The organism is uncultured Maribacter sp., assembly GCF_963975365.1.
Taxonomy (GTDB): Bacteria; Bacteroidota; Bacteroidia; order Flavobacteriales; family Flavobacteriaceae; genus Maribacter.
Genome location: NZ_CAXBGF010000002.1, coordinates 95616 through 115797, shown reverse-complemented (window position 1 = coordinate 115797; position 20182 = coordinate 95616). Strand labels below are relative to the sequence as shown.

The 20182-nt window shown below is 33.3% G+C and carries 21 protein-coding genes; 8 read left to right on the top strand and 13 right to left on the bottom strand.

Features of this window, described 5'->3' with window-relative positions:
- Positions 1-27: 27 nt before the first annotated feature.
- From AACZ49_RS03515 to AACZ49_RS03495, 5 genes are all read right to left on the bottom strand, one after another.
- The gene (locus tag AACZ49_RS03515; protein WP_339651686.1) at positions 28-1494 is read right to left on the bottom strand and encodes a T9SS type B sorting domain-containing protein; all 1467 of its coding nucleotides are present in this window, start codon (positions 1492-1494) and stop codon (positions 28-30) included.
- 18 nt (positions 1495-1512) lie between these two features.
- Entirely contained in the window at positions 1513-2862 is a 1350-nt protein-coding gene (locus AACZ49_RS03510) for a T9SS type B sorting domain-containing protein (RefSeq protein ID WP_339651683.1), read from the bottom strand.
- An 88-nt stretch (positions 2863-2950) separates the two neighbouring features.
- Positions 2951-4720, bottom strand: coding sequence for a T9SS type B sorting domain-containing protein (locus tag AACZ49_RS03505; protein ID WP_339651681.1), 1770 nt, complete (start codon positions 4718-4720; stop codon positions 2951-2953).
- 94 nt (positions 4721-4814) lie between these two features.
- A complete protein-coding gene (locus AACZ49_RS03500) occupies positions 4815-5648 on the bottom strand; it encodes an ABC transporter permease (protein ID WP_339651678.1) in 834 nt (277 codons plus the stop codon).
- A gap of 11 nt (positions 5649-5659) precedes the next feature.
- Positions 5660-6562 carry an ABC transporter ATP-binding protein gene (locus tag AACZ49_RS03495; protein ID WP_339651675.1) on the bottom strand — a complete coding sequence of 301 codons (903 nt, stop codon included), beginning with the start codon at positions 6560-6562 and terminating at the stop codon, positions 5660-5662.
- A gap of 89 nt (positions 6563-6651) precedes the next feature.
- Between AACZ49_RS03495 and AACZ49_RS03490 the strand changes: the two genes are divergently transcribed.
- Positions 6652-7734 carry a hypothetical protein gene (locus AACZ49_RS03490; RefSeq protein WP_339651672.1) on the top strand — a complete coding sequence of 361 codons (1083 nt, stop codon included), beginning with the start codon at positions 6652-6654 and terminating at the stop codon, positions 7732-7734.
- 106 nt (positions 7735-7840) lie between these two features.
- Here the strand turns inward: AACZ49_RS03490 and AACZ49_RS03485 are convergent, their stop codons facing one another.
- From AACZ49_RS03485 to AACZ49_RS03460, 6 genes are all read right to left on the bottom strand, one after another.
- The gene (locus AACZ49_RS03485; protein WP_339651669.1) at positions 7841-8899 is read right to left on the bottom strand and encodes a nucleoid-associated protein; all 1059 of its coding nucleotides are present in this window, start codon (positions 8897-8899) and stop codon (positions 7841-7843) included.
- Positions 8900-8960: 61 nt separating this feature from the next.
- The gene (locus tag AACZ49_RS03480; RefSeq protein WP_339651666.1) at positions 8961-9458 is read right to left on the bottom strand and encodes a hypothetical protein; all 498 of its coding nucleotides are present in this window, start codon (positions 9456-9458) and stop codon (positions 8961-8963) included.
- Between the two features lie 26 nt (positions 9459-9484).
- Positions 9485-10522, bottom strand: coding sequence for a COX15/CtaA family protein (locus AACZ49_RS03475; protein WP_339651663.1), 1038 nt, complete (start codon positions 10520-10522; stop codon positions 9485-9487).
- Position 10523: 1 nt separating this feature from the next.
- Entirely contained in the window at positions 10524-11948 is a 1425-nt protein-coding gene (locus AACZ49_RS03470) for an HD domain-containing protein (RefSeq protein WP_339651661.1), read from the bottom strand.
- Between the two features lie 4 nt (positions 11949-11952).
- Positions 11953-12513 (bottom strand): L-threonylcarbamoyladenylate synthase, encoded by a 561-nt coding sequence (locus AACZ49_RS03465; protein WP_339651659.1) that lies wholly within the window; start codon positions 12511-12513, stop codon positions 11953-11955.
- A gap of 18 nt (positions 12514-12531) precedes the next feature.
- Complete coding sequence (locus AACZ49_RS03460; protein ID WP_339651656.1) at positions 12532-13362, bottom strand: zinc-binding alcohol dehydrogenase; 831 nt, start codon at positions 13360-13362, stop codon at positions 12532-12534.
- Positions 13363-13461: 99 nt separating this feature from the next.
- On the opposite strand from AACZ49_RS03460, the gene AACZ49_RS03455 reads away from it, so the two are divergent.
- On the top strand, positions 13462-14280 hold the full coding sequence (locus tag AACZ49_RS03455; protein ID WP_339651653.1) for a glycosyltransferase family 2 protein: 819 nt from the start codon (positions 13462-13464) through the stop codon (positions 14278-14280).
- Here AACZ49_RS03455 and AACZ49_RS03450 read toward each other — a convergent pair.
- Both AACZ49_RS03450 and AACZ49_RS03445 read right to left on the bottom strand, forming a co-directional pair.
- Positions 14262-15056 (bottom strand): glycosyltransferase family 2 protein, encoded by a 795-nt coding sequence (locus AACZ49_RS03450; protein ID WP_339651650.1) that lies wholly within the window; start codon positions 15054-15056, stop codon positions 14262-14264. The two genes, AACZ49_RS03455 and AACZ49_RS03450, sit on opposite strands and share 19 nt — an antisense overlap.
- A 253-nt stretch (positions 15057-15309) precedes the next feature.
- Positions 15310-16125 carry a 2,3,4,5-tetrahydropyridine-2,6-dicarboxylate N-succinyltransferase gene (locus AACZ49_RS03445; RefSeq protein ID WP_339651647.1) on the bottom strand — a complete coding sequence of 272 codons (816 nt, stop codon included), beginning with the start codon at positions 16123-16125 and terminating at the stop codon, positions 15310-15312.
- A gap of 100 nt (positions 16126-16225) precedes the next feature.
- On the opposite strand from AACZ49_RS03445, the gene ruvX reads away from it, so the two are divergent.
- The 6 genes from ruvX to AACZ49_RS03415 all read left to right on the top strand — a co-directional run bounded on the left by ruvX (position 16226) and on the right by AACZ49_RS03415 (position 20136).
- A complete protein-coding gene (ruvX, locus tag AACZ49_RS03440) occupies positions 16226-16636 on the top strand; it encodes a Holliday junction resolvase RuvX (protein WP_339651644.1) in 411 nt (136 codons plus the stop codon).
- A gap of 5 nt (positions 16637-16641) precedes the next feature.
- On the top strand, positions 16642-17322 hold the full coding sequence (locus AACZ49_RS03435) for a DUF1919 domain-containing protein (protein ID WP_339651642.1): 681 nt from the start codon (positions 16642-16644) through the stop codon (positions 17320-17322).
- A gap of 2 nt (positions 17323-17324) precedes the next feature.
- On the top strand, positions 17325-17915 hold the full coding sequence (def, locus tag AACZ49_RS03430; protein ID WP_339651639.1) for a peptide deformylase: 591 nt from the start codon (positions 17325-17327) through the stop codon (positions 17913-17915).
- A gap of 60 nt (positions 17916-17975) precedes the next feature.
- Positions 17976-18404: a DUF5606 domain-containing protein gene (locus AACZ49_RS03425; RefSeq protein WP_339651636.1), complete on the top strand. Its 429-nt coding sequence runs from the start codon at positions 17976-17978 to the stop codon at positions 18402-18404.
- Between the two features lie 224 nt (positions 18405-18628).
- Entirely contained in the window at positions 18629-19717 is a 1089-nt protein-coding gene (locus AACZ49_RS03420; protein ID WP_339651633.1) for a PAS domain-containing sensor histidine kinase, read from the top strand.
- Positions 19717-20136, top strand: a complete 420-nt coding sequence (locus tag AACZ49_RS03415; RefSeq protein WP_339651631.1) for a response regulator — start codon at positions 19717-19719, stop codon at positions 20134-20136. The genes AACZ49_RS03420 and AACZ49_RS03415 overlap by 1 nt, the downstream gene beginning before the upstream one ends.
- Positions 20137-20182 lie beyond the last annotated feature (46 nt).

Here is a 20182-nt window from a genome sequence, read left to right as displayed (position 1 = left end):
ATTAGACGTAAGCCCGTACGATTTCTATCACCTTTTTAAAGAAAAATGACCGATAATTTCTTGTTTATTAAGAAAACTTGCCCTAAACCAGTAATCCGACTCTGGTAAAGCCTTATTGTTGAAAGTTCCATCCCAACCTTTATCATTTGGATTAATTTGTTTTAGTAGTCCCCCAAACTGGTTGAATATAAAAATTATATCTATTACAGATTCAAAATTTTCTATCGGAGGAACAAATTGCCAATAATCATTGATGCCATCTCCGTTGGGGGTGAAAAATGTGGGAAAATCATTGAGTATGATATCCCTATCTACCGATCTTTCCGTAATTCCACAGCCATTTTTATCGCGTACATATGCAATATGTGGACCATATGGAATATTGTTGAAAATTGGAATATCTTGATAAGGGCCGTCTCGGTTGTCTAAAGCATATTCGTATTGACCATCGCCTATGGCAGAAATGGTAATTGTTTTGCCATTAGCGAAGTTCACAACATCTATTGCTGTAATAGTAGCTGCTTCGGATGCTACAATATCAATAAGCTTAGAACTGCTACATTCGATAATACCATTATCGGTGGTAATCGTATTATAGGCTTCAAATCGATATCTACCAGGTATGGAAATGTCTACACTTCGTGATTGTGAAATTAAAGATTCTTCACTACCACTATTCGTTAGATACCATCTAAAGCCGTCTGCATCATCATCTGTAGTAATGGTATAAGGCAATTCATCACTACAAATTCCTACGATGTTAGGTAGGTTGACATTTGGAGCACGGTACACTAGCTCGCCTGTATTCTCATTAACATAGGGGTCACAAACGTATAACGCAAAACTTGTGGTAAAGACTTCTTCGGGACAAGACATCGCAGTGCCGATATCGTTATAGGGAACAATGCGCACATAAATTGAAGAGTTTTGCGGTAAGTCTTCTGGTGGGTTGTAACTTAATACATTCTGTACATCTAAATTATCGACAAGGTCAGTTCCATTTGGTGTGGTACCCATAGATAGGGTATAGCCGTTGGCGCCGGGAGCATAAGTCCATTCTAAATCGGTTATTATAGTAACACTACTAGCATTATTGTCCGGCGCTATCAAAATAGAGCAAGATGGTGCAGAAGTTGTTTGGATTGTAGTAAAGGAAATTTCTTGACATGCAATAGGTGGGCCGTCAAAAGGTACTAAGCTTAAAGTCACATAAAGCCTCGTATTGTCGGGAAATCCTAATGGTGGAGTATAAGATATGTCGATACCGACAGGTTTTCTATCAAGTATGTCATTTCCCATAAGTGTTGTGCCAATAGACAATAAATACCCATTATAACCTAAAACTTCAGGCCAAGTTAACGTAGCGTCTAAGGATACGTCGGTAGCTCCATTAATTGGATAGCTAAATGTTGGACAGTCTTGAGCTGATAAAAATGAACACATCAAAAAAATGCCCAAGTACTTCAGAACTAGAAACATTTCTTTTAAATTCATTTTTATCAAATTTTTAATTTAGCGTTTTAAGTTAAAATGACCTTTAATTACTTTTTTGGAAAATGACACTGCTTTAAACCAATAATCGGTTTCAGGTAATTCTCTACCATTGAAATTTCCGTTCCAACCTTTGGTTTTAGGGTCTAGTTGCGCAAGTAAATTTCCGTATCTATCGAATATAAAAATAAACTCAATATTAAGTTCCCTACTATTTGTTTCATTCTTTAGCTGCCAGAAATCATTTATGCCATCACCGTTAGGTGTAAAAAAAAGAGGGAAATCCTCAATGGAAATTTCTTTTTCTACAAGACGTTGGGTAACACCACATCCGAATTTATCACGAACATATACAGTACGTTGGCCAGGTTCAAGATTTGTGAATATAGCACTATCCTGAAATCCATTATCACGACTTTCCAGCGAGTATTCATATTCACCGTTACCATAAGCTACAATTTCTATTCGCAGGCCGTTGGGTTCTCTTGAAACTATTACATTTTCTATTTCAGGTAATTCTGAGTCAACGACTTCAAAATTTTTAGTAACAGGGCATTCTATACTTGCCCCAAATTCTGAAATTATATTATATAACTCTACACGATAATAACCTGTTTCATTAAATTCTAAGTCTTGGGTGGTAGATATAAGATTTTCAGAGCCATCGGTATTTATTTTTATCCACCTATAACCACGAGCTATTTGATTATTATTTAAGATGCCAAATTCTAAGTTTGAACACAAAGAAACTTTGTCCGGTATCGTAATTATCGGAAAATCATTTGGATTACATTGCACCGTAGGTTCGCCAGTGGTGAAATATTCTTCAGTGCATAACAAAGCTTCACCATTTTCATTGAAAGGAATTACTCTAACAAAAACAGATTGGTTTAATTCAAGATTATTTTCTGGCTTATATGAAAGTATATTACCGGTTTCAAAATTTTCAATAATGTCATAATTATTAGGTGAAGTGCCTAAAGAAATGAGGTAATTGGTAGCTCCAGGTGCATAATTCCATTTAATATTAGTGTCTACACGTATTCCTGTTTCTTGGTTAAGAGGTGAGGCAAGTGTTGTGCAAACGGGTGGGTCGGTTATTTTGACGGTAGTGAAAATTTTGAGAGGACAAACCTTAATTGGTGCGTCGGGTAAAAATAGACTGATAGTCACATAAATTATGGTGTCTTCAGGTAAACCAACAGTGGGTTGGTAAAAATTGTTTAATCCAGAGGAACGTCTATTAATAATCTCTCCACCACCAGGAGTTGTGCCTAATGAAATCAAATATCCAATAACACCATCAACTGCGGTCCACTGAATTAAGTTGTCTACGGGCACATTAATGTCGCCATCTATTGGAGATGTCATTGTTGGGCATTGTTGGGTATAACATAAAGAAGAATAGAGCCCAATACAAAAGCATAAAAATAATATGATTCTTTTTTTGCCCATGGGTTCACCTTTTTAAGCTAAAATGACCTTTAATTATTTTATTATTATTTGAAATTGCCTTAAACCAATAATTGGATTCTGGTAGTGCTCTTCCATTAAAATTACCGTTCCAGCCAACTGAATTTGGTGCTATCTGAGCTAAAAGCACTCCAAATTTATCAAAAATCCATATGTTCAATAAATTGTTTTCACCGGTTGCTATAGGTGGAATAAATTGCCAATAGTCATTTATACCATCACCATTAGGTGTGAAAAAATCAGGAAATCCATCAACGGTCAAATCTTGTTCAATAAGTTGATTCACAATGCCGCATCCTCCTTTATCACGAACATAAACGGTATGATTTTTAATAGGTATTCCGTTAAATCTGTTACTATCTTGATATGGCCCATTTTCATCGTCTAGCGCATATTCATAATTTCCAGATTCGGTGGTCAACACTTCATAATTACTTGTGTTGAACTGATTGGTAACCAATATATTTTTAATGACAGGTGCTTGCGAGGCTTCAACCGTGAAATATTTTGAGGAAGAACATTCAAACGAACTGCCTGAGTCTTCGAATACGGTATATACTTCGTAAACATAATCACCTACTTCTGAAATAGATACTTCTTCCGATGACGATAGTAATGTTTCATTTCCTTTACCGTCAACCTTAAACCACCTATAACCATCAGCTTGGTCGGTTGCAGAAATTATATTTGATTCACTACCTAGACAAATGGTGACAGTATCAGGGAAAGATATTTCGGGATTTAGGACTTGTAATTCACCAGTTAAAGGGTCGAAATATGGACCACAACCAAGTAATGTAGAAAAGGTCTCTTGTGCACAACCTATAGCATCACCCGCATCGTTAAACGGAATTATGGTTATGAAAAAGGAGCGGTTAGGTTCAAAATCAATTACTAATGTTGATGTTTTAAAGAATATCGCATCCTCTAATATGTTGGACTCAAAAGGTGATGTACCAATGGTAACTCTATAGCCCATTGCATTAGGTACTTCGTTCCATTCTAAAACCGGACTTAAGGGAACATTGGTTTCGCCATCGAATGGTGTAATCATTGTAGTACAGAAAGGTAAATCTGCCTTTGGCGCGGTAGTAAATATAGAGGAAACACAACCAATAGATATTCCTAATCTATTATACGGTATTACGGAAATATAGAAGGTCGTTTCCTCAGTTAAATCTGTCGTCGGATTATAGCTTAAGGTATTTCCGACGTCAAGATTATCGACTATTTCACCTCCATTCATTGATGTGCCAATGGTCAGTAAATAACCAGTAGCACTCACAGATGCGTTCCATGTAATATTTGTTGCTGTATTAACATCTAAAGCATTTTCTTTTGGAATATTGAATGTGGTACATGCTGGAGTTTCACTGAGTACGGCTGTTGTGAAACTTTGACTTTCGCAAACAATATTAGGTTGATTAAAAAAGAACAGCGTAATCGTTACAAATATTTCTGTGTTCTCTGGTAAACCTGTTGAGGGAATATAGCTGTTTGATGCCCCTAAATTTTGTTGGTTCAGAATATCGGTTCCGCCTTCTGTTGTTCCTAACGATAAAATATACCCAGGTACACCAGTTACTGGTTCCCATCGAATAGTCGAATTCAATGGTACTAAATCGGAACCATTTAATGGACTTAAAAGCGCAGGGCAGTCTTGAGCATTAATTTGCGAAAAAGTAATGAAAAATACCATGAAAGTTAATGGCATAGCCAAAATCTTTGGTAATGATATATTCCAATTATTTTTCATAGCATCTTCGTAAACAATACAATATACTACAAAATGAAAATTTACCCTTTCGAAATAGTGTTAAATAGGATTAATGACCAATCTATAAGTTGTGTTATAGGTCTCGTTTTTTTAAGATAGCGTATGACCCATAAATAAAAATTGCTGTCCAAATCAAAACAATTAGAATTTCATACCAATGAATAGCATAGTCTAAGCTCAATTCTTCCCCCATTTGGTTAACGACAGATTGCACGGCACCCAATCTTGAAAAAGGTTCTTTGATTAAGTTGAACATAGCTTGTAATGGAAAAAAGCCTAAGATAGCATCTGTAGTTTCACCATCAAATAATTTCCAACGAATAAGACCTCTAAAGATGCCTTCAAAAACTTGCCACAGAATTAAAAAGCCTAGAGCGAAAGCAGACCTTTTAACCAAAACTCCTAAGAACAAACAGAACGAAAAGAAACCTGTTAGTTTGACAAAAAATGCTACTAAAAATTCTAAGTCAGTTAGTATAATTGAAATTTCATTGTAATCTGAATATGCCAGTCCTAAAATCAATGAAACAATTAAAACAAAAAGGGTAGAAATCAGGGAAAAGGAAATAACAGTTAAGAATTTCGAAAGTATAAACTCCTTTTTAGAGAGTCCGTCAATTAAGTTTTGCTTTATGGTTTTGTTGCTATATTCATTTGACATCATCGAAACGATTACAATCGCCAAAAATAGTTTAAAGAATGCCGTAATAAATGTGTTAAAGTGCCATATGTAGGGAAAATTGAATATTCCCTGGTCTGCCAAATGAAATTGAATAGGGCCAATATCGAACTTAATGGCGGCAAACAGAGCTATGGAAGTTAATAGCGTGAAGTATGAAATAATCAACACCTTACTTGCGCTATTATTCCAAAGTTTTATGAATTCTATATGTAGTAATCTTATCATTGTTGCGTTGTTTAGGCTTTTGTGTTTTTAGTCAGTTCTAAAAACTGCTCTTCTAGGCTTTCTTTTCTTTTGACCAAATGTGAAACTATTATGCCTTTTTCAAACAATAGATTATTCAACTTTTGGGAATCTAATTCGGTATGTAGAAAGGCTGTGAGTAAACCATTTTCTATTTTTATTTCACCGAAATGTTCATTTTCCTTTAGAAAAGAATGCAAAGCATCCATGTCGGTTGTTTTAAGTTCAAAAAAGCCAAAGCTTGCTTTTAGACTATCTACTCTGCCAGAATATAATTTTTCTCCTTTTCTTAATATTACCACGTGGGTGCATACTTTTTCAACTTCATCCAATAAATGGGAGGCTAGCAGAATAGTGGTGCCCTTTGCAGCAATGGTTTTAATGATTTCACGTATTTGATGAATTCCTTGGGGGTCAAGGCCATTGGTAGGTTCATCAAGAATTAATATTTCTGGATCATTTAATAAAGCAGAGGCGATGGCCAAGCGTTGTTTCATTCCTAAAGAAAATGTTCTGAACTTGCTGTCTTTTCGATCTAGCAGTCCAACTAATTCTAGCTTTTCCTCTATTTTATTTTCCTCAACGTCTTTGATTTTACAGACTAATTTTAAATTCTGTAAAGCAGTCATGTAAGGGTAAAAGTTGGGGCGTTCAATAATTGCACCAACTTTTTTTAAGGCATCGTGGGTGGTTTCCTTTCCATCGAACCAAGAAAATTGTCCGCTGGTTTTATTGACAACATTCAAAACAATGCCTAGTGTGGTGGATTTGCCACTACCATTTGGTCCTAATATTCCGTAAACATTGCCTTTCTCAATAGTAAACGATAAATCTTTAACGGCTGTTAGGTACCCGAATTTTTTGGTAAGATTTTGTACTGTTAAAATATGGTTCAAAGTTTGAAGGTGTTATTGATTGATATACCTAGTTGACGAGGAAAGCCTAACTTTGTTACAGCTAACATCATCAAATTTATTTCAACGCCATGTCAGAAGAACGATTAATGTCTAAAAAGAAACCTGCTTATCCTGTAAACCAGGCTTTAGATGAGTATTTAGAGCATTATAGTAGAAAGATAGAAATTCCTATATTTTATGATGATTTACTTCGTTTTTCTGGTTCTGTAGTCGTGTATGATAACAATGATGAAGATACCTTGTGGATTCGCGCTTATTATTCTGAATTCGATAGAGAGGAAATTGATGATAGTTTAAAAAAAGTCTATTCCATTTTACATTCTGATGGTAGTAATAATATTAACCAATATTTGAATGTAGATGCGGTCGACTTTTGTACGTTCGGTAATTCTAAGCCTTTTAGAATTAAAATCCGTAATATTCTTAATGACAACTTCACGTATTTCTATGTTAAGAAAACAGATGCATCTCGTATTTATGGGTTAGAATTAGAGCACATGTTGTCGCCTTATAATCTTAACTTTTTAGTATATAAAGATACTTTGATTGAGGAGCATATTGCTGGTATACCTGGCGATGAGTTTATAAAAAATATGCTGCCAAAATGTACTGAACCGGAAAAAGCACAATTGGCCAAGGAATTTGTAAAGTTTAATGAGCGTTGTATGATTCGACTTTTGGGAGATATGCGTTCTTACAATTATGTAATCGTACCTACTCATGATTTTGACCATGTAGTCTATAAGATTAGAGCTATAGATTTTGATCAGCAATGTTTTGAAGGTAAATTGAAGGTTTATAGGCCTCAATTTTTTAAGGAAAACTATAAAATGGTCGAATTAGTGCGTAATAAATTAAAGAGCGACTCAGTAGATCAATATAAGTTAGAGGAGCGCTCTATGGTAGCGAAACGTATTTTAAGTTCTGGAAATAGGATTAAAAAATTAAGGGCTATTTGTAAGACCGATGAGATTTCTACACCTGAAAATATTGCAATGCTTAGGGAGCAAATAGAAGTGCTTACTATGGATATGGATTTTAAAAGTTGTACTACTATGGGTCAGGTACTTGATTTAGCCTTGAACTTTGTGCGTCGAAATTATGAGGATGTTAGTATGAAACAGATTATCGAGAATAATATAAAAATATAATATGAAACCAAATATTTTTTGATGACCCATTGTTTATATAAAAAAAGAGGATGAATATCATATTTCATCCTCTTTTTTTATTTTGTAACTATTAAAATATTTGCTTTTAGCTCTTCTGTTCTTTATTGAAGTACACTAGGTAGTAGTACATTTGTCGTTCTTCATCCCAACCTTTTTCCACAAATTTTTCGGCAGACTCTGGATTAATGAAATCTAGTTTAATCTGTATGTTGGTGTCCAAGTTAATGACATTTTTTATTTTCTTTCGTGCATCAGATACGGCTTTGTTGGCAATATCAAAATTAGAAACATCTTGAATACTATATTTTGGACCTTTTTCTGTTTTGTAATGTTTGAATTCTGGGATCAATTCAGGATTTTCCATTACTTCATTCAAAAACGTAGACTCTTCAAAAGAATCATTTTTTGCAAAATGGTTCACTGCACGGTTCATGAATAATACCTCTTGTTGTTTATCTTCTGCAGGTAACACCACATCTTTTGCAAAATTTTGACAGAATTTCAAGTAGTTTTTTGTCTTGAAGTTATCATCTGATAGAGGGTCAACACCTAAGAAATTTTCTATCCAATATTTGGTGTCATATTTATTGCTGTCAACTGATAGAACTTTATACCCTTCTTCTTTATCTACATTGAAGATTAAACAACCTTTATCTAATTTATTGATGTTAATTCCTTGTTGTATAACAATATCTAGGTTGCTGTCCTTTTCTTCGAACTGTATAAAATCGTGCTTTAATTCACTTTTAAAGATACCAATGGCATCAACTTTTTGATTGTCTAATAATAAGCCTGTTAAGTAGGCAACATAAACTTCCCCGCTTTTAATGTGTGGATGATTTGATTGCTCGAAAAGAAGTGAGGCAATTTTTTTAGAATTCAAATGTGCTTTTGAATTATCTGCGAAAACATCACTTACTATTTTGTGTATTTCGTTGAACTCAACATCAACTTCATTGGTAAGTTTATAGTAATTCTCCTCTTTTTCTCTAAAAGGTTTAAAAAAATATTCTTTTAATAAACCAGTAGTTTCATCATTCAACCTGAATGGTTCTTCTGAAAGAAAAACACCTTCGTTTTTATTTTTATTGCCCACTCTATGTATGGAAATACTTTCAATTTGGGTGGCGTATAGGTTAATCATAGAATGTTCTTATTTAAAAGGATTGTTTTTAAAAGGGGATTCAAAATTGAATCGATAACGACTAATTCCAATTTTCATCGAAATCTAAATCGTCATAATTTTCAAAGGTATCATCAAAGTCAAAGGCACTATTTTCAGCTTCAAAGTTTTTTTCTGGCGGAGTTTCTGGTAGTTCGCCAAATGAGAATAATACATTAGGATATGAACGACCATCTTCTTTTTCCTCAATATCGGCAAGTTCAACAAAAAATGTCCACATATTCATGAAATCATAAACATAAATCAGTTTAGGATTGTTTTGCGTCATTAAATCTTCCAAAAATGTCTCATTCATTAAACGAACATCTGAACCGGATTCACTCATGTCAAAAAGTGCAATCTCTTCCTCTTGTTGCCATTCATCGTTACAGGTATAAAAAGAAGCCATTTCATTACCTAAAAAACCAAACGCTTGGGTAATTGCATTGTGAAAATCTTCTAATGAATTATGGGCCTCAATTTCTAAATCTCTGAAAATATCCTCCTCTGCGTCAAGAATTATACGAATTTTATAAATCATACCTTATTTTTTGCGGGAGGGCAAAGTTACGAAGTTTTGTTAATTTTTCTAGGCTTTAACGCATCTAAAACAACGTAGAGTTGTACTCCGAAAAGAATCGAAGCTAATACAAGGTGTAAAGGTTGGCTAGCAAAGGGGAAATTTAGATAATTCATAGCTATTCCGGTAAATACTTCAACTAGTAAAATAAAGAGAACCCAATAGATTTTTACGTGCCCTAAATTTAATTTAGTTATCCTAAAGGCTAAAAAAGTATTGAGCACCAAAACTAAAATAGAAAAAGACCTATGTATATAAAATAATAACAATGGTTCCTTAAGCCAACTGCTTTTTGCGTCATACCCGTAGAGATCTATTTGCTCATCGACAAATTGTCGTACTTGTGTACCCATAACAATTTGAATGAGCGTTATGCCTATTGCTAGAATACTAAGGTTAAGTGTAAGTTTGTCATAATGAATAAGCTTGTTCTCGGCATTGGCTAGATATATAATGTATAGCAGCATAGCTACTATAACCAGAGCCATAAACATGTGTACTGTAATCTTTGCCGGTTCTAAAACTGAATACACTACTGTAGCGCCTAACCAAGCTTGAAAAACCATACCGAATACTACTAACCATGATAGTAGTATGGGTATTCGTTTTTTCTTTTTCCAAAACTTGATAGAGGTAATGGCAAGCAACAATGTAGCAAGACCCGCTAATGCACCGAAAAGCCTATTAATATATTCTATCCAGGTATGCCAAGGATTAAAAACTGCATAATCATGTTTAGTATATAATTCCCAATTATCAGAATTAAAAGAGTTGTTTGTTGTGAAGGTTTCTTTAGCTATCTGTAAAGTCTCATCTTTTATAATTACTTGACCTTTTTCGAATAATCTATCTGGCTGCCATTTTAGCTCGCTTTCATCAGTTGGGGGTATGTAGTAACCAAAGCACTTAGGCCAATCTGGGCAACCCATGCCACTACCCGTCATACGAACGACGGCACCAGCAATGATTACTAAATAAACTAAAATTAAAGATATCTTAGCGATTTTTCTAAATATAATATCCATTCTATTTGTTGATGTTAAGGCCTAATTCTTGACCTTTTAGATACATAAATTCTTGTGCAGCTTTGTATTCGTTCGGAATTTCTCCTTCTAAAATAGCTTCTTTTATAGCTTCTTTAATAATACCTATTTCTCTGGAAGGTTTTAGAGAAAAAGTTTCCATAATTTCTTCTCCGCTAATGGGTGGTTGAAAATTACGAACATGATCACGTGCCTCTACTTCTTCTATTTTTTGGCGAACAAGTTTAAAGTTCTGATGGTATTTTTTTTGCTTCTTAGGATTCTTGGTAGTAATATCGGCCTCGCATAAAGTCATAAGGTCTTCAACATTGTCTCCGGCATCGAAAATAAGTCTACGAACCGCAGAGTCGGTTACAAAATCTTCGGACAAGACAATAGGTCTTGAACTCATCAAAACCATTTTTTGAACAAACTTCATTTTCTCATTTAGCGGCATGCGTAAACGTTTAAAAAGTTTGTAGACCATTTTAGAACCTACAAATTCATGACCATGAAATGTCCACCCAATTGTTTTATGGAATCTTTTGGTAGGGGCCTTTCCTATATCGTGTAATAAAGCGGCCCAACGTAACCAAAGGTCATCGGTAGTCCCAGAAATATTATCCACTACCTCTAAAGTGTGCCAAAAATTATCTTTATGCTTCTGACCTTCAATTTCCTCTATGCCTTGTAAGGCGGTAAGTTCAGGAAGTATTAACTCTAGAAGTCCTGTTTTATGTAAAAGTGAAAAACCTAATGATGGTTTTTTACACAACATAATTTTATGAAGTTCATCTAGAATACGTTCGTTAGAAACAATTTTTAACCGGTCTTTATGTTCGGTTATAGCTTGTAGAGAAGGTAAGGCAATTTGAAAATCTAATTGTGTTGCGAATCTGATTGCTCTCATCATTCTCAGAGGGTCATCTGAATATGTGATACTCGGTTCTAGGGGAGTTTTAATAATTTTACTCTCTAGATCAACTATACCATTAAAAGGGTCTAGTAGCGTCCCATAATTAGCTTTGTTTAGCGAAAGTGCTAAAGCATTAATGGTAAAATCCCTTCTTTTTTGGTCGTCTTCTAATGTGCCATCTTCTACGATTGGTTTTCTACTATCGCGTTGATAACTTTCTTTTCTGGCGCCAACGAATTCTAGTTCAACACCTTCGCTTTTTATCATGGCAGTACCAAAATTCTTAAAAACAGATACTTGTGGTTTGCCATCCAATTTAGAGGCTACTTTTTCGGCAAGTTTAATTCCGCTACCAATGGCAACAATATCAATATCCTTAGGGATGTCCCTACCTAAAAAGTAGTCCCTTACAAAACCACCAATAACGTAACAATCTACAGAAAGTTCTTCTGCAGCTTCTGAAATGATGTTGAAAATAGGTTTTTTTAAAGCGTCTATATGGCTCTCTTGCATGTTTTTATTCTCGAATAATCTTCACGGTATTATCATTAGAAAGTCTAATAATAGATGATGCAGAGCTATTCTGTTTCTCTCGGTGCAAATTTACCACATAGTCTACACCTGATAAAATGGCTTTGTCTATATTTTGAAAACTTTTAGGGGTATTCTTTCCAGAAATATTGGCGGAGGTGGACACAATAGGTTTTTTAAATTTACCAATTAAGTATTGGCAGAATTTATCTGACGCTACTCTAATGGCTAAAGTGTTATCAGATGCAATAAGATTTTCTGCTACACCACGAGGTTTGTCGTAGATTATAGTAGTTGGTTTTGTAGCTAAGTCGATCAGGTCATAAGCAAGATCGGGTACTTTTTCTACATATTTTTCAAGCATAGCATCATTGGCAACCAAACATATTAAAGCCTTACTATCATTTCGTTGCTTTAGTTTAAAAACTTTTTGGACCGCTTCTTTATTGGTAGCATCACAACCAATTCCCCATACGGTATCGGTAGGGTAGAGTATGAGTCCGCCATTTTCAAGAACCTCTATACATTTATTGATTTCTTCTGTCATAGCTCTTCTAAAATTTTTTTACAGAAATGTTTTTGGTTTAATATTAAAATACTGGGTTAATGCTAGCCATTGAGTCCTGTTTTTGTCGCCACCTATATTCGATTTTTTTAAGGAGTATTTTTGAGACCCTATAATTGGAATTGGTGTTTCAGCTTTATTTTTAGCTAATATTGAATTTGTTCCATTAAGTAATGCCATTACTTTAAACCAAAGATCATCTGCTTTAGGAGCCAATGCTAGGAATAATTCATAATTAGTAGTTGTGTCTGAGAGGGTTTTAGGTGGATATAAAACTCCTTCTGCTCCTATAGGAATAACAGCAGTTCTATTAAAATAGATGCTTTCGTCATAAACCCAATTCTTGTATGATTGTAATTCACCCTCTTTAGTATATCGAATATACCTAGTCTGATTTCCAATAATATCATTAGGATGTAATTGGTGTTCGTAATAAAGTAATCGAAGCCAATTAGAACGGTACATCATATCATCATCGCAAGTAATAATAATTTCTTCTGGAAAAAGTTTAAGACTATGAATTAATTTTCTGTGAGAACTAGTTAAATCAGAATACATGATTTGAAATAAATCACATTCCAATATTCTTAATTTACTTGGTATTTCATTTTTTAAAGATTTATGTAGCCAAAGTATTATTTTCTTTGGCCTCGCATCTTGGTTTAAAATACTTCGTATTGTTAAATGTAAGGTCTGTAATCTTTCTGGAATAGAAGTTAAAGATACAATAACTGGTATTTCGTCTTTTGTTTTAGAAACAATACTTTTAACTGAAAGCGATGAAAGTATAATTGAAGTGTAAATAGATACAGGTATTTCTTTCAACTTCATTTTACAATGCTGTTATTTGTTGTTTATTAATGTTTACAGTCTTTTCAGATTCAAAGATAGATAAGACTTTTATATTTTTGTGGTAATTTGAAACACAGTATGGAGATTCCTAAAATAAGTATCATAGTTAGTACATATAATGCCGAAGAGTGGTTAAAGAAAGTGCTGTGGGGTTTTGAGCAACAAATTTTTAAAGATTTTGAAGTTGTCATTGCTGATGATGGCTCTAAAGAACCTACGAAAGAATTGATTGCTGAGATGTCTAATAAGGTTCACTATCCTATTGTTCATGTGTGGCAAGAAGATGATGGTTTTCAAAAGTCAAGAATTTTAAACAAGGCAGTAACAGCTTGCTCTGCCGATTATATAATAATGACCGATGGGGATTGTATACCTAGAGAAGATTTCGTTCAGGTTCATTACATCAATAAAGAGCAAGGGTATTTTATTTCTGGTGGTTATTATATGTTGCCCATGAATATATCTAATTTGATTACCCTAGAGGATATTGAAAAGCAACGTTGTTTTAATATTCAATGGCTTAAAGAAAAAGGTATTCCTCAAACTTTTAAGAACAACAAACTTACTGCTCAAGGATTTATTTCAAAGATTTTAAATTGGATAACCCCTACCAACGCAAGTTGGAACGGGCATAATTCATCTGGTTGGAAAAAAGATATTGAAAATGTAAACGGATTCGATGAACGAATGCAGTACGGTGGTCAAGATAGAGAATTGGGAGAACGACTTTTTAACTTCGGAATAAAATCTAAACAACTTCGGTATAGTGCGGTATGTGTACATTTAGACCATAAAAGAGGGTATAAGACACCAGAATCGATTGCAAAAAATGTGGGAATTAGAAATACGACCAAAAAGGAGAAAAGCGTGTGGACTTTCTATGGCATTACTAAGTAATACACGAGTTCGTTCTTTTGCTCAAGTTTTTTAAGTTCTTTGTAACGTTCTAAAACGCCAAGTGAATTTAAGTGACAAATGATAAAACCTTTTTTACCATCTAAAAAACCAAGCCGTAAAATGTAATGGTTAAAGAATTTCCAACTAGTTTTTGCAATCATCATTGCATAACTATACTTCTTCTCTCTATAAAATGATTCAATAGCTTTTAATCTACCATATTTCAACATTTTACCTTTGTAATCATCGTGATTTTTGTAGCAATAGTGAATTAGTTTTTCCGTTAAAATACCAGAAGTTCCTTCAACATCTAAAGTTTCATGCACTATTTTACAATCGGAAAAAGATGCTTTGCTTTTTCTGAAAAGTCTATAATTCTTATCTGTTTGCCAACCACTATAATTCAACTTTTCATTCTTGAACATAAATTGGCGATAAAACCAAAATGCAGCTATTTCAGTATCACTTGAGACTGTTTCGGAAATTTCCAATTGTAATGAATCAGAAACAATTTCATCTGCATCTAAAAACAATACCCAATCATTAGTTGCTTGTTTTAAAGCAAATGATTTTTGAGCAGTAAAATTTTCGAACGTATTTTGAATAACCTTTACTTTTGGATGGTTTTCTAAATATTCAAACGTTCCATCGGTACTAAAAGAATCTACTACAATAATTTCATCGGCAAATGAAACGGATTCAATACATTTTTCAATATATCCTAATTCATTATATGTGATTACTAATGCGGTAAGTTGTTCTTTTTTGGTAATCATACATTCCAATTTGATAGGTTTGCTCTAATCGGAGCTAACAAAGTTATAACAAAAAAAGAATTAAAAAATTGTGTTAAGAAGTGAAATTCTTACACGATTGAAATTCAGTACTATATTAGTTCAGTTTATAAGAGTGTATATTTTAGAATGGTTGCGTCTATTTTGAAAATAATATCAATAAAAAATAAAACCTTTCCAATCGTTTAAAAAGTTCTAAACGTATTAGAAAGGTAAATTCTAATTTACGGTAGGCTTAAACCGCAACACCATACTCTCTAAGTGCATCGTTCAATGATGTCTTTTTGTTTGTACTTTCTTTTCTTTTTCCTATAATTAGTGCGCAAGGTACTTGAAATTCGCCTGCAGGAAATTTTTTGGTGTAGCTGCCAGGTATCACAACTGAACGAGCAGGAACAAGACCTTTGCTTTCAACTGGTGTTTCACCTGTAACGTCAATTATTTTTGTGCTCATTGTCAAGACTACATTCGCTCCTAGAACTGCTTCTTTTTCAACTCTAACACCTTCTACCACAATACAACGAGAACCAATAAATGCACCATCTTCTATAATAACTGGTGAAGCTTGTAATGGCTCCAGAACGCCACCAATACCTACACCACCGCTTAAGTGAACATTTTTACCTATTTGCGCACAACTACCGACAGTGGCCCAGGTGTCAACCATAGTACCTTCATCAACATATGCACCTATATTCACATAACTAGGCATTAAAATAGTACCTGCAGATATATATGCACCATGTCTTGCAACTGCATTAGGAACCACTCTAATTCCTTTTTCAGCATACCCTCTTTTTAAAGGCATTTTATCGTGGTATTCAAAAATACCTGCTTCCAAGGTTTCCATTTTCTGAATAGGGAAATACATAACAACCGCTTTCTTTACCCATTCGTTAATTTGCCATCCGTTTGCTGTCGGCTCGGCACATCTTAATTTACCTACATCTAAAAGGTCGATAACCTCTCTTATACAATCTTGGGTTGCAGACTCTTTTAAAAGGTCTCTATTTTCCCATGCTTTCTCTATTTGTGTTCTCAGTTCTGTCATTTTCATCAAAATTTTCTCAAATATAAGTTGAAGTAGAGGAATTCACCATTTGTAAAAGCACATATAACAAATTATCCTTTATTTTTGCCAAAAATTAAGTTTGGGAAAGATACTTGCAATTGACTATGGTGTAAAACGCATTGGCTTAGCTGTTACCGATGATATGCAAATGATAGCATTTGGTTTAACTACTGTAGCTACGGCGGAAATATTTACTTATTTGGCGGACTATATACCTAAAGAAAATGTAGAAACCATAGTTGTTGGTGAACCCAAACAAATGAACAATACCGCTTCTGAGTCTGAGGTACACATAGTACCTTTTTTAGTGAAGCTGGCAGAGAAATTTCCAACGGTACCTATTAAAAGGCATGATGAGCGTTTTACCTCGAAAATGGCATTTCAAACCATGTTAGATAGTGGCTTGAAAAAGAAACAAAGAAAGAATAAAGCTTTAATAGATGAGATTAGCGCAACAATTATCTTACAGTCATATTTAAGTATAGCTTGAATTCTATGTTGATAAGAATAGAAATTTTTATAAAGCGTAAACTAAGACAAGCTTTTAGTTCTTATTATAGTAAAAGGGATATTACTAAATTGAAGAATAACAATTTTGTTTTAATTTCAAGAAACTGTTGGGGAGGTCAAGCATATCAATGGCTAGGGTTGCCTTATAATTCCCCCTTTGTTGGGTTGTTTTTATATGGGCCATGCTATATGAAATTGCTTCGTAATTTTGATTCTTATATGCAAATGGAATTAGAGTTTATTGAAATTTCAAAATATGCAGATGCTTATAATAACCATCCAATTGCGCTTTTAGGAGATGTTGAAATACATTTTCAACATTATGAAAGTATTAAAGAAGCCCGAGAAAAGTGGAGCAGAAGAAAGCAACGAATGTTAGAAATTTCTAAGGATAATTACTTTTTTACGGTATGTGACCGAAGAGAAGTTTCTCCTTTGGATATCAAGGAGTTTCATGAAATGAGCTTCAAGAATAAACTTTCTTTTTCTTTTGATAAAATTGAGGGTTTAACTAACCGTCAGCATATAAAATTTATTAGGGATCCAAATAAGAAAAATGGAAGTTCGCCGAACGGGAAAAAAAGATTTAAGCTTAGCTTTTTGTACTTTGATCTTGTACAATGGCTAAATGAAGAAATTGTAATTAGAACTAGATTTAAAGAATAAAAATGATTTTACCTATTATAGCTTACGGAGACGCCGTATTAAGAAAAGTTGCTGAAGATATCGATAACGAATATACAAAACTGGATGAGCTGATTTCTAATATGTGGGAAACCATGTATAATGCTAGTGGTGTAGGTTTAGCAGCACCTCAAATTGGGTTGCCAATTCGTTTGTTTTTGGTAGATACTACTCCTTTCTCTGATGATGAAGAGCTTACGAAAGATGAGCAAAAACAATTAGATGGTTTTAAACAAGTTTTTATTAATGCAAAAATAGAAGAGGAAACAGGTGAAGAATGGGCATTTAATGAAGGCTGTTTAAGTATACCAGATGTGCGTGAAGATGTAAATAGAAAAGATACTATTAAAATCACTTATTTGGATGAGAATTTCAAAGAACATTCAAAAACTTTTGATGGTTTATTGGCAAGGGTTATTCAACACGAGTATGATCATATAGAGGGTGTTTTGTTCACTGACAAATTATCAGCCCTAAAAAAGAGAATGTTAAAAGGAAGATTGACGAATATATCTAAAGGAAAGATAAATGTAGACTACCGCATGAAATTTCCTGCAATGAAAAAAGGACGTTAAAATCATATTTTAATTAATAGAAAAGTGTAATCTTTGTCGACTTAAATTTTAAAATAGTTTATGGGTTTAGAGAAAATTTTATCTGTTGCAGGAAAACCAGGGTTATATAAGTTAATTACCCAAACAAGAACAGGATTTGTGGCGGAGTCTTTGTTGGATGGAAAAAGAATAACGGTAAGCCTACGTGCAAGTGTAAGTGTATTATCTGAAATAGCAATTTATACGCTTGAAGAAGAAGTGCCTTTAAGAGAGGTTTTTCAAAAAATACAGACGAAAGAAGATGGAGGCAAAACTTCAATTAGCCATAAAGAAGAAAAAATAAAATTAGAAGAATACTTTTTCGAAGTGCTTCCGAATTACGATGAAGATCGTGTTTATGTCAGTGATATTAAAAAAGTTATTCAATGGTATAATATATTGAACGATAACAAAATAACCGATTTCTCAAATGAAAAAGAAGAAAAAACTAATACTTCTGAGGAGGAATAATATTTAATTACAATATAATTTTTAAAAAACCCTAAAAGGGTTTTTTTTTGCTTTAATAAACACTATAAACACTATTTTAATGATGAATAAATTTTGTTTATCTATTGTTAAGGGTATTTAATCGCTAGTTTTCTTTTAATCATCATACATACACAAAAAACCAATATGAAATGTTGCAATTTAGTGGTATAGTTTATTGATCGTTACAAATAAAATTTGAAAACATGAAGAATAATAAAGCTGAAATTAGCAATGTATTAAAGAGTGCATTTTTTGATAACGCTTACTCACCCTTTTTGATTTTGAATCGTAATATGGATTTTGTTGATGTAAATCAATCTTACATAAATACTATAGGGGTAGAAAAAGAAAATTTCATTGGTAAAAATATATTGGACATATTCCCTTATTTGGAAGGAACGGAAAGATATGATTCTTATAAAAGTGTTATCGATACAGGTGTGCCAATGGGATTTGATGAGATCATGTATAAAGGTGAAAATGCTGAGATTAGATTTATGAGTAGGGCATTCAAAATTGGTGATTATCTGGGTGTTACGACGCTTGATGTTACTAATACTGTCAATACGATAGAAAAATTAAAGATCGCACAAACTTCTTTAAAAGAAGTAAATGATAATTTGCAAAGAAAAAATCAGGAGTTAGAGGATTTTTCTTATTTAGCAGCACATGATTTGAGAGCTCCGCTGACAAACTTAAAGAGTCTTTTGCAAATGGTGTTGTTGTCTGATCCTTCTTCTAATGAATTTGTGTCCATTGTTGAAAAAATGAAAATTGTAACTAACGTGATGTGCGATAAAATTGGAGCTCTAAATGAGGTTATTGCAATAAAATCTAATTTCAGTGATAAAAAAGAGGATATGGTTTTTTCTGAAGTCATTGGTAAGATAAAATTAAGTCATTCTGAAGAAATTATCGAAAGTAGAACCATAATAAAAGAAGATTTTTCTAGCTGCCCCATGATTAATTTTAATCCTGTTCAGTTAGAAAGTATTATTCAAAATCTTATGTCGAATGCGCTAAAGTATAGGCACCCCAATAGAAAGCTTAGTGTTAAAATAACAACCAAAAAAGTCGATGGTAAAACAACGTTGTCCTTTAAGGATAATGGAATAGGTTTTAAACAGAATTTAGCGGATAAAATTTTCGGACTTTTCAAACGGATGCACACACATGTGGATGGTTTAGGAATTGGCCTATACATTATACATTCAATAATTAATCAAAATAAAGGTAAAATTGAAGTTAAAAGTAAAGTCAACAAAGGCACTGAATTTCTAATACAATTTTAATGGACGCTCAAACTAAAATAAAACTACTAATAATGTTTAAAATATTAATCATTGAGGATGATGAAATTACAAATTTCATAACTAAAACGAATCTTGAAAAATATGGGTATAAGAATATAGCAATTGCGTTAAATGGTAAAGATGGATTAGATTATTTAATGAAGAATGAATGTCCTGATTTAATTTTACTTGATATCAATATGCCTGTTTTAGATGGTTGGGATTTTCTGGAAGATATTACAGATAGAAAATGTTGTCCGAATGTTCCTATAATACTTACAACTTCGTCGGGAAGACCAGAAGATAAACTAAAAGCGGCAATATTTGAAAATGTTATCGAGTATATGGAAAAGCCTTTAAATTTCGAAATCTTGAACACTATAATCAAAAAGGTGAGAGCTAATGAATTTGAATTTTAGAAAAAAAGCCTTCATTTTTAAATAAAGGCTTTTTCCTCATAAATTA

Excerpts from the sequence above, each read along its gene's own strand:
- AACZ49_RS03515 (WP_339651686.1), bottom strand. The coding sequence starts at position 1,494 with ATGAATTTAAAAGAAATGTTTCTAGTTCTGAAGTACTTGGGCATTTTT.
- AACZ49_RS03510 (WP_339651683.1), bottom strand. The coding sequence starts at position 2,862 with ATGACATCTCCAATAGATGGCGACATTAATGTGCCCGTAGACAACTTA.
- AACZ49_RS03505 (WP_339651681.1), bottom strand. The coding sequence starts at position 4,720 with ATGAAAAATAATTGGAATATATCATTACCAAAGATTTTGGCTATGCCA.
- AACZ49_RS03500 (WP_339651678.1), bottom strand. The coding sequence starts at position 5,648 with ATGATAAGATTACTACATATAGAATTCATAAAACTTTGGAATAATAGC.
- AACZ49_RS03490 (WP_339651672.1), top strand. The coding sequence starts at position 6,652 with ATGTCAGAAGAACGATTAATGTCTAAAAAGAAACCTGCTTATCCTGTA.
- AACZ49_RS03485 (WP_339651669.1), bottom strand. The coding sequence starts at position 8,899 with ATGATTAACCTATACGCCACCCAAATTGAAAGTATTTCCATACATAGA.
- AACZ49_RS03480 (WP_339651666.1), bottom strand. The coding sequence starts at position 9,458 with ATGATTTATAAAATTCGTATAATTCTTGACGCAGAGGAGGATATTTTC.
- AACZ49_RS03475 (WP_339651663.1), bottom strand. The coding sequence starts at position 10,522 with ATGGATATTATATTTAGAAAAATCGCTAAGATATCTTTAATTTTAGTT.
- AACZ49_RS03470 (WP_339651661.1), bottom strand. The coding sequence starts at position 11,948 with ATGCAAGAGAGCCATATAGACGCTTTAAAAAAACCTATTTTCAACATC.
- AACZ49_RS03465 (WP_339651659.1), bottom strand. The coding sequence starts at position 12,513 with ATGACAGAAGAAATCAATAAATGTATAGAGGTTCTTGAAAATGGCGGA.
- AACZ49_RS03460 (WP_339651656.1), bottom strand. The coding sequence starts at position 13,362 with ATGAAGTTGAAAGAAATACCTGTATCTATTTACACTTCAATTATACTT.
- AACZ49_RS03455 (WP_339651653.1), top strand. The coding sequence starts at position 13,462 with ATGGAGATTCCTAAAATAAGTATCATAGTTAGTACATATAATGCCGAA.
- AACZ49_RS03450 (WP_339651650.1), bottom strand. The coding sequence starts at position 15,056 with ATGATTACCAAAAAAGAACAACTTACCGCATTAGTAATCACATATAAT.
- AACZ49_RS03445 (WP_339651647.1), bottom strand. The coding sequence starts at position 16,125 with ATGACAGAACTGAGAACACAAATAGAGAAAGCATGGGAAAATAGAGAC.
- AACZ49_RS03435 (WP_339651642.1), top strand. The coding sequence starts at position 16,642 with ATGTTGATAAGAATAGAAATTTTTATAAAGCGTAAACTAAGACAAGCT.
- def (WP_339651639.1), top strand. The coding sequence starts at position 17,325 with ATGATTTTACCTATTATAGCTTACGGAGACGCCGTATTAAGAAAAGTT.
- AACZ49_RS03425 (WP_339651636.1), top strand. The coding sequence starts at position 17,976 with ATGGGTTTAGAGAAAATTTTATCTGTTGCAGGAAAACCAGGGTTATAT.
- AACZ49_RS03420 (WP_339651633.1), top strand. The coding sequence starts at position 18,629 with ATGAAGAATAATAAAGCTGAAATTAGCAATGTATTAAAGAGTGCATTT.
- AACZ49_RS03415 (WP_339651631.1), top strand. The coding sequence starts at position 19,717 with ATGGACGCTCAAACTAAAATAAAACTACTAATAATGTTTAAAATATTA.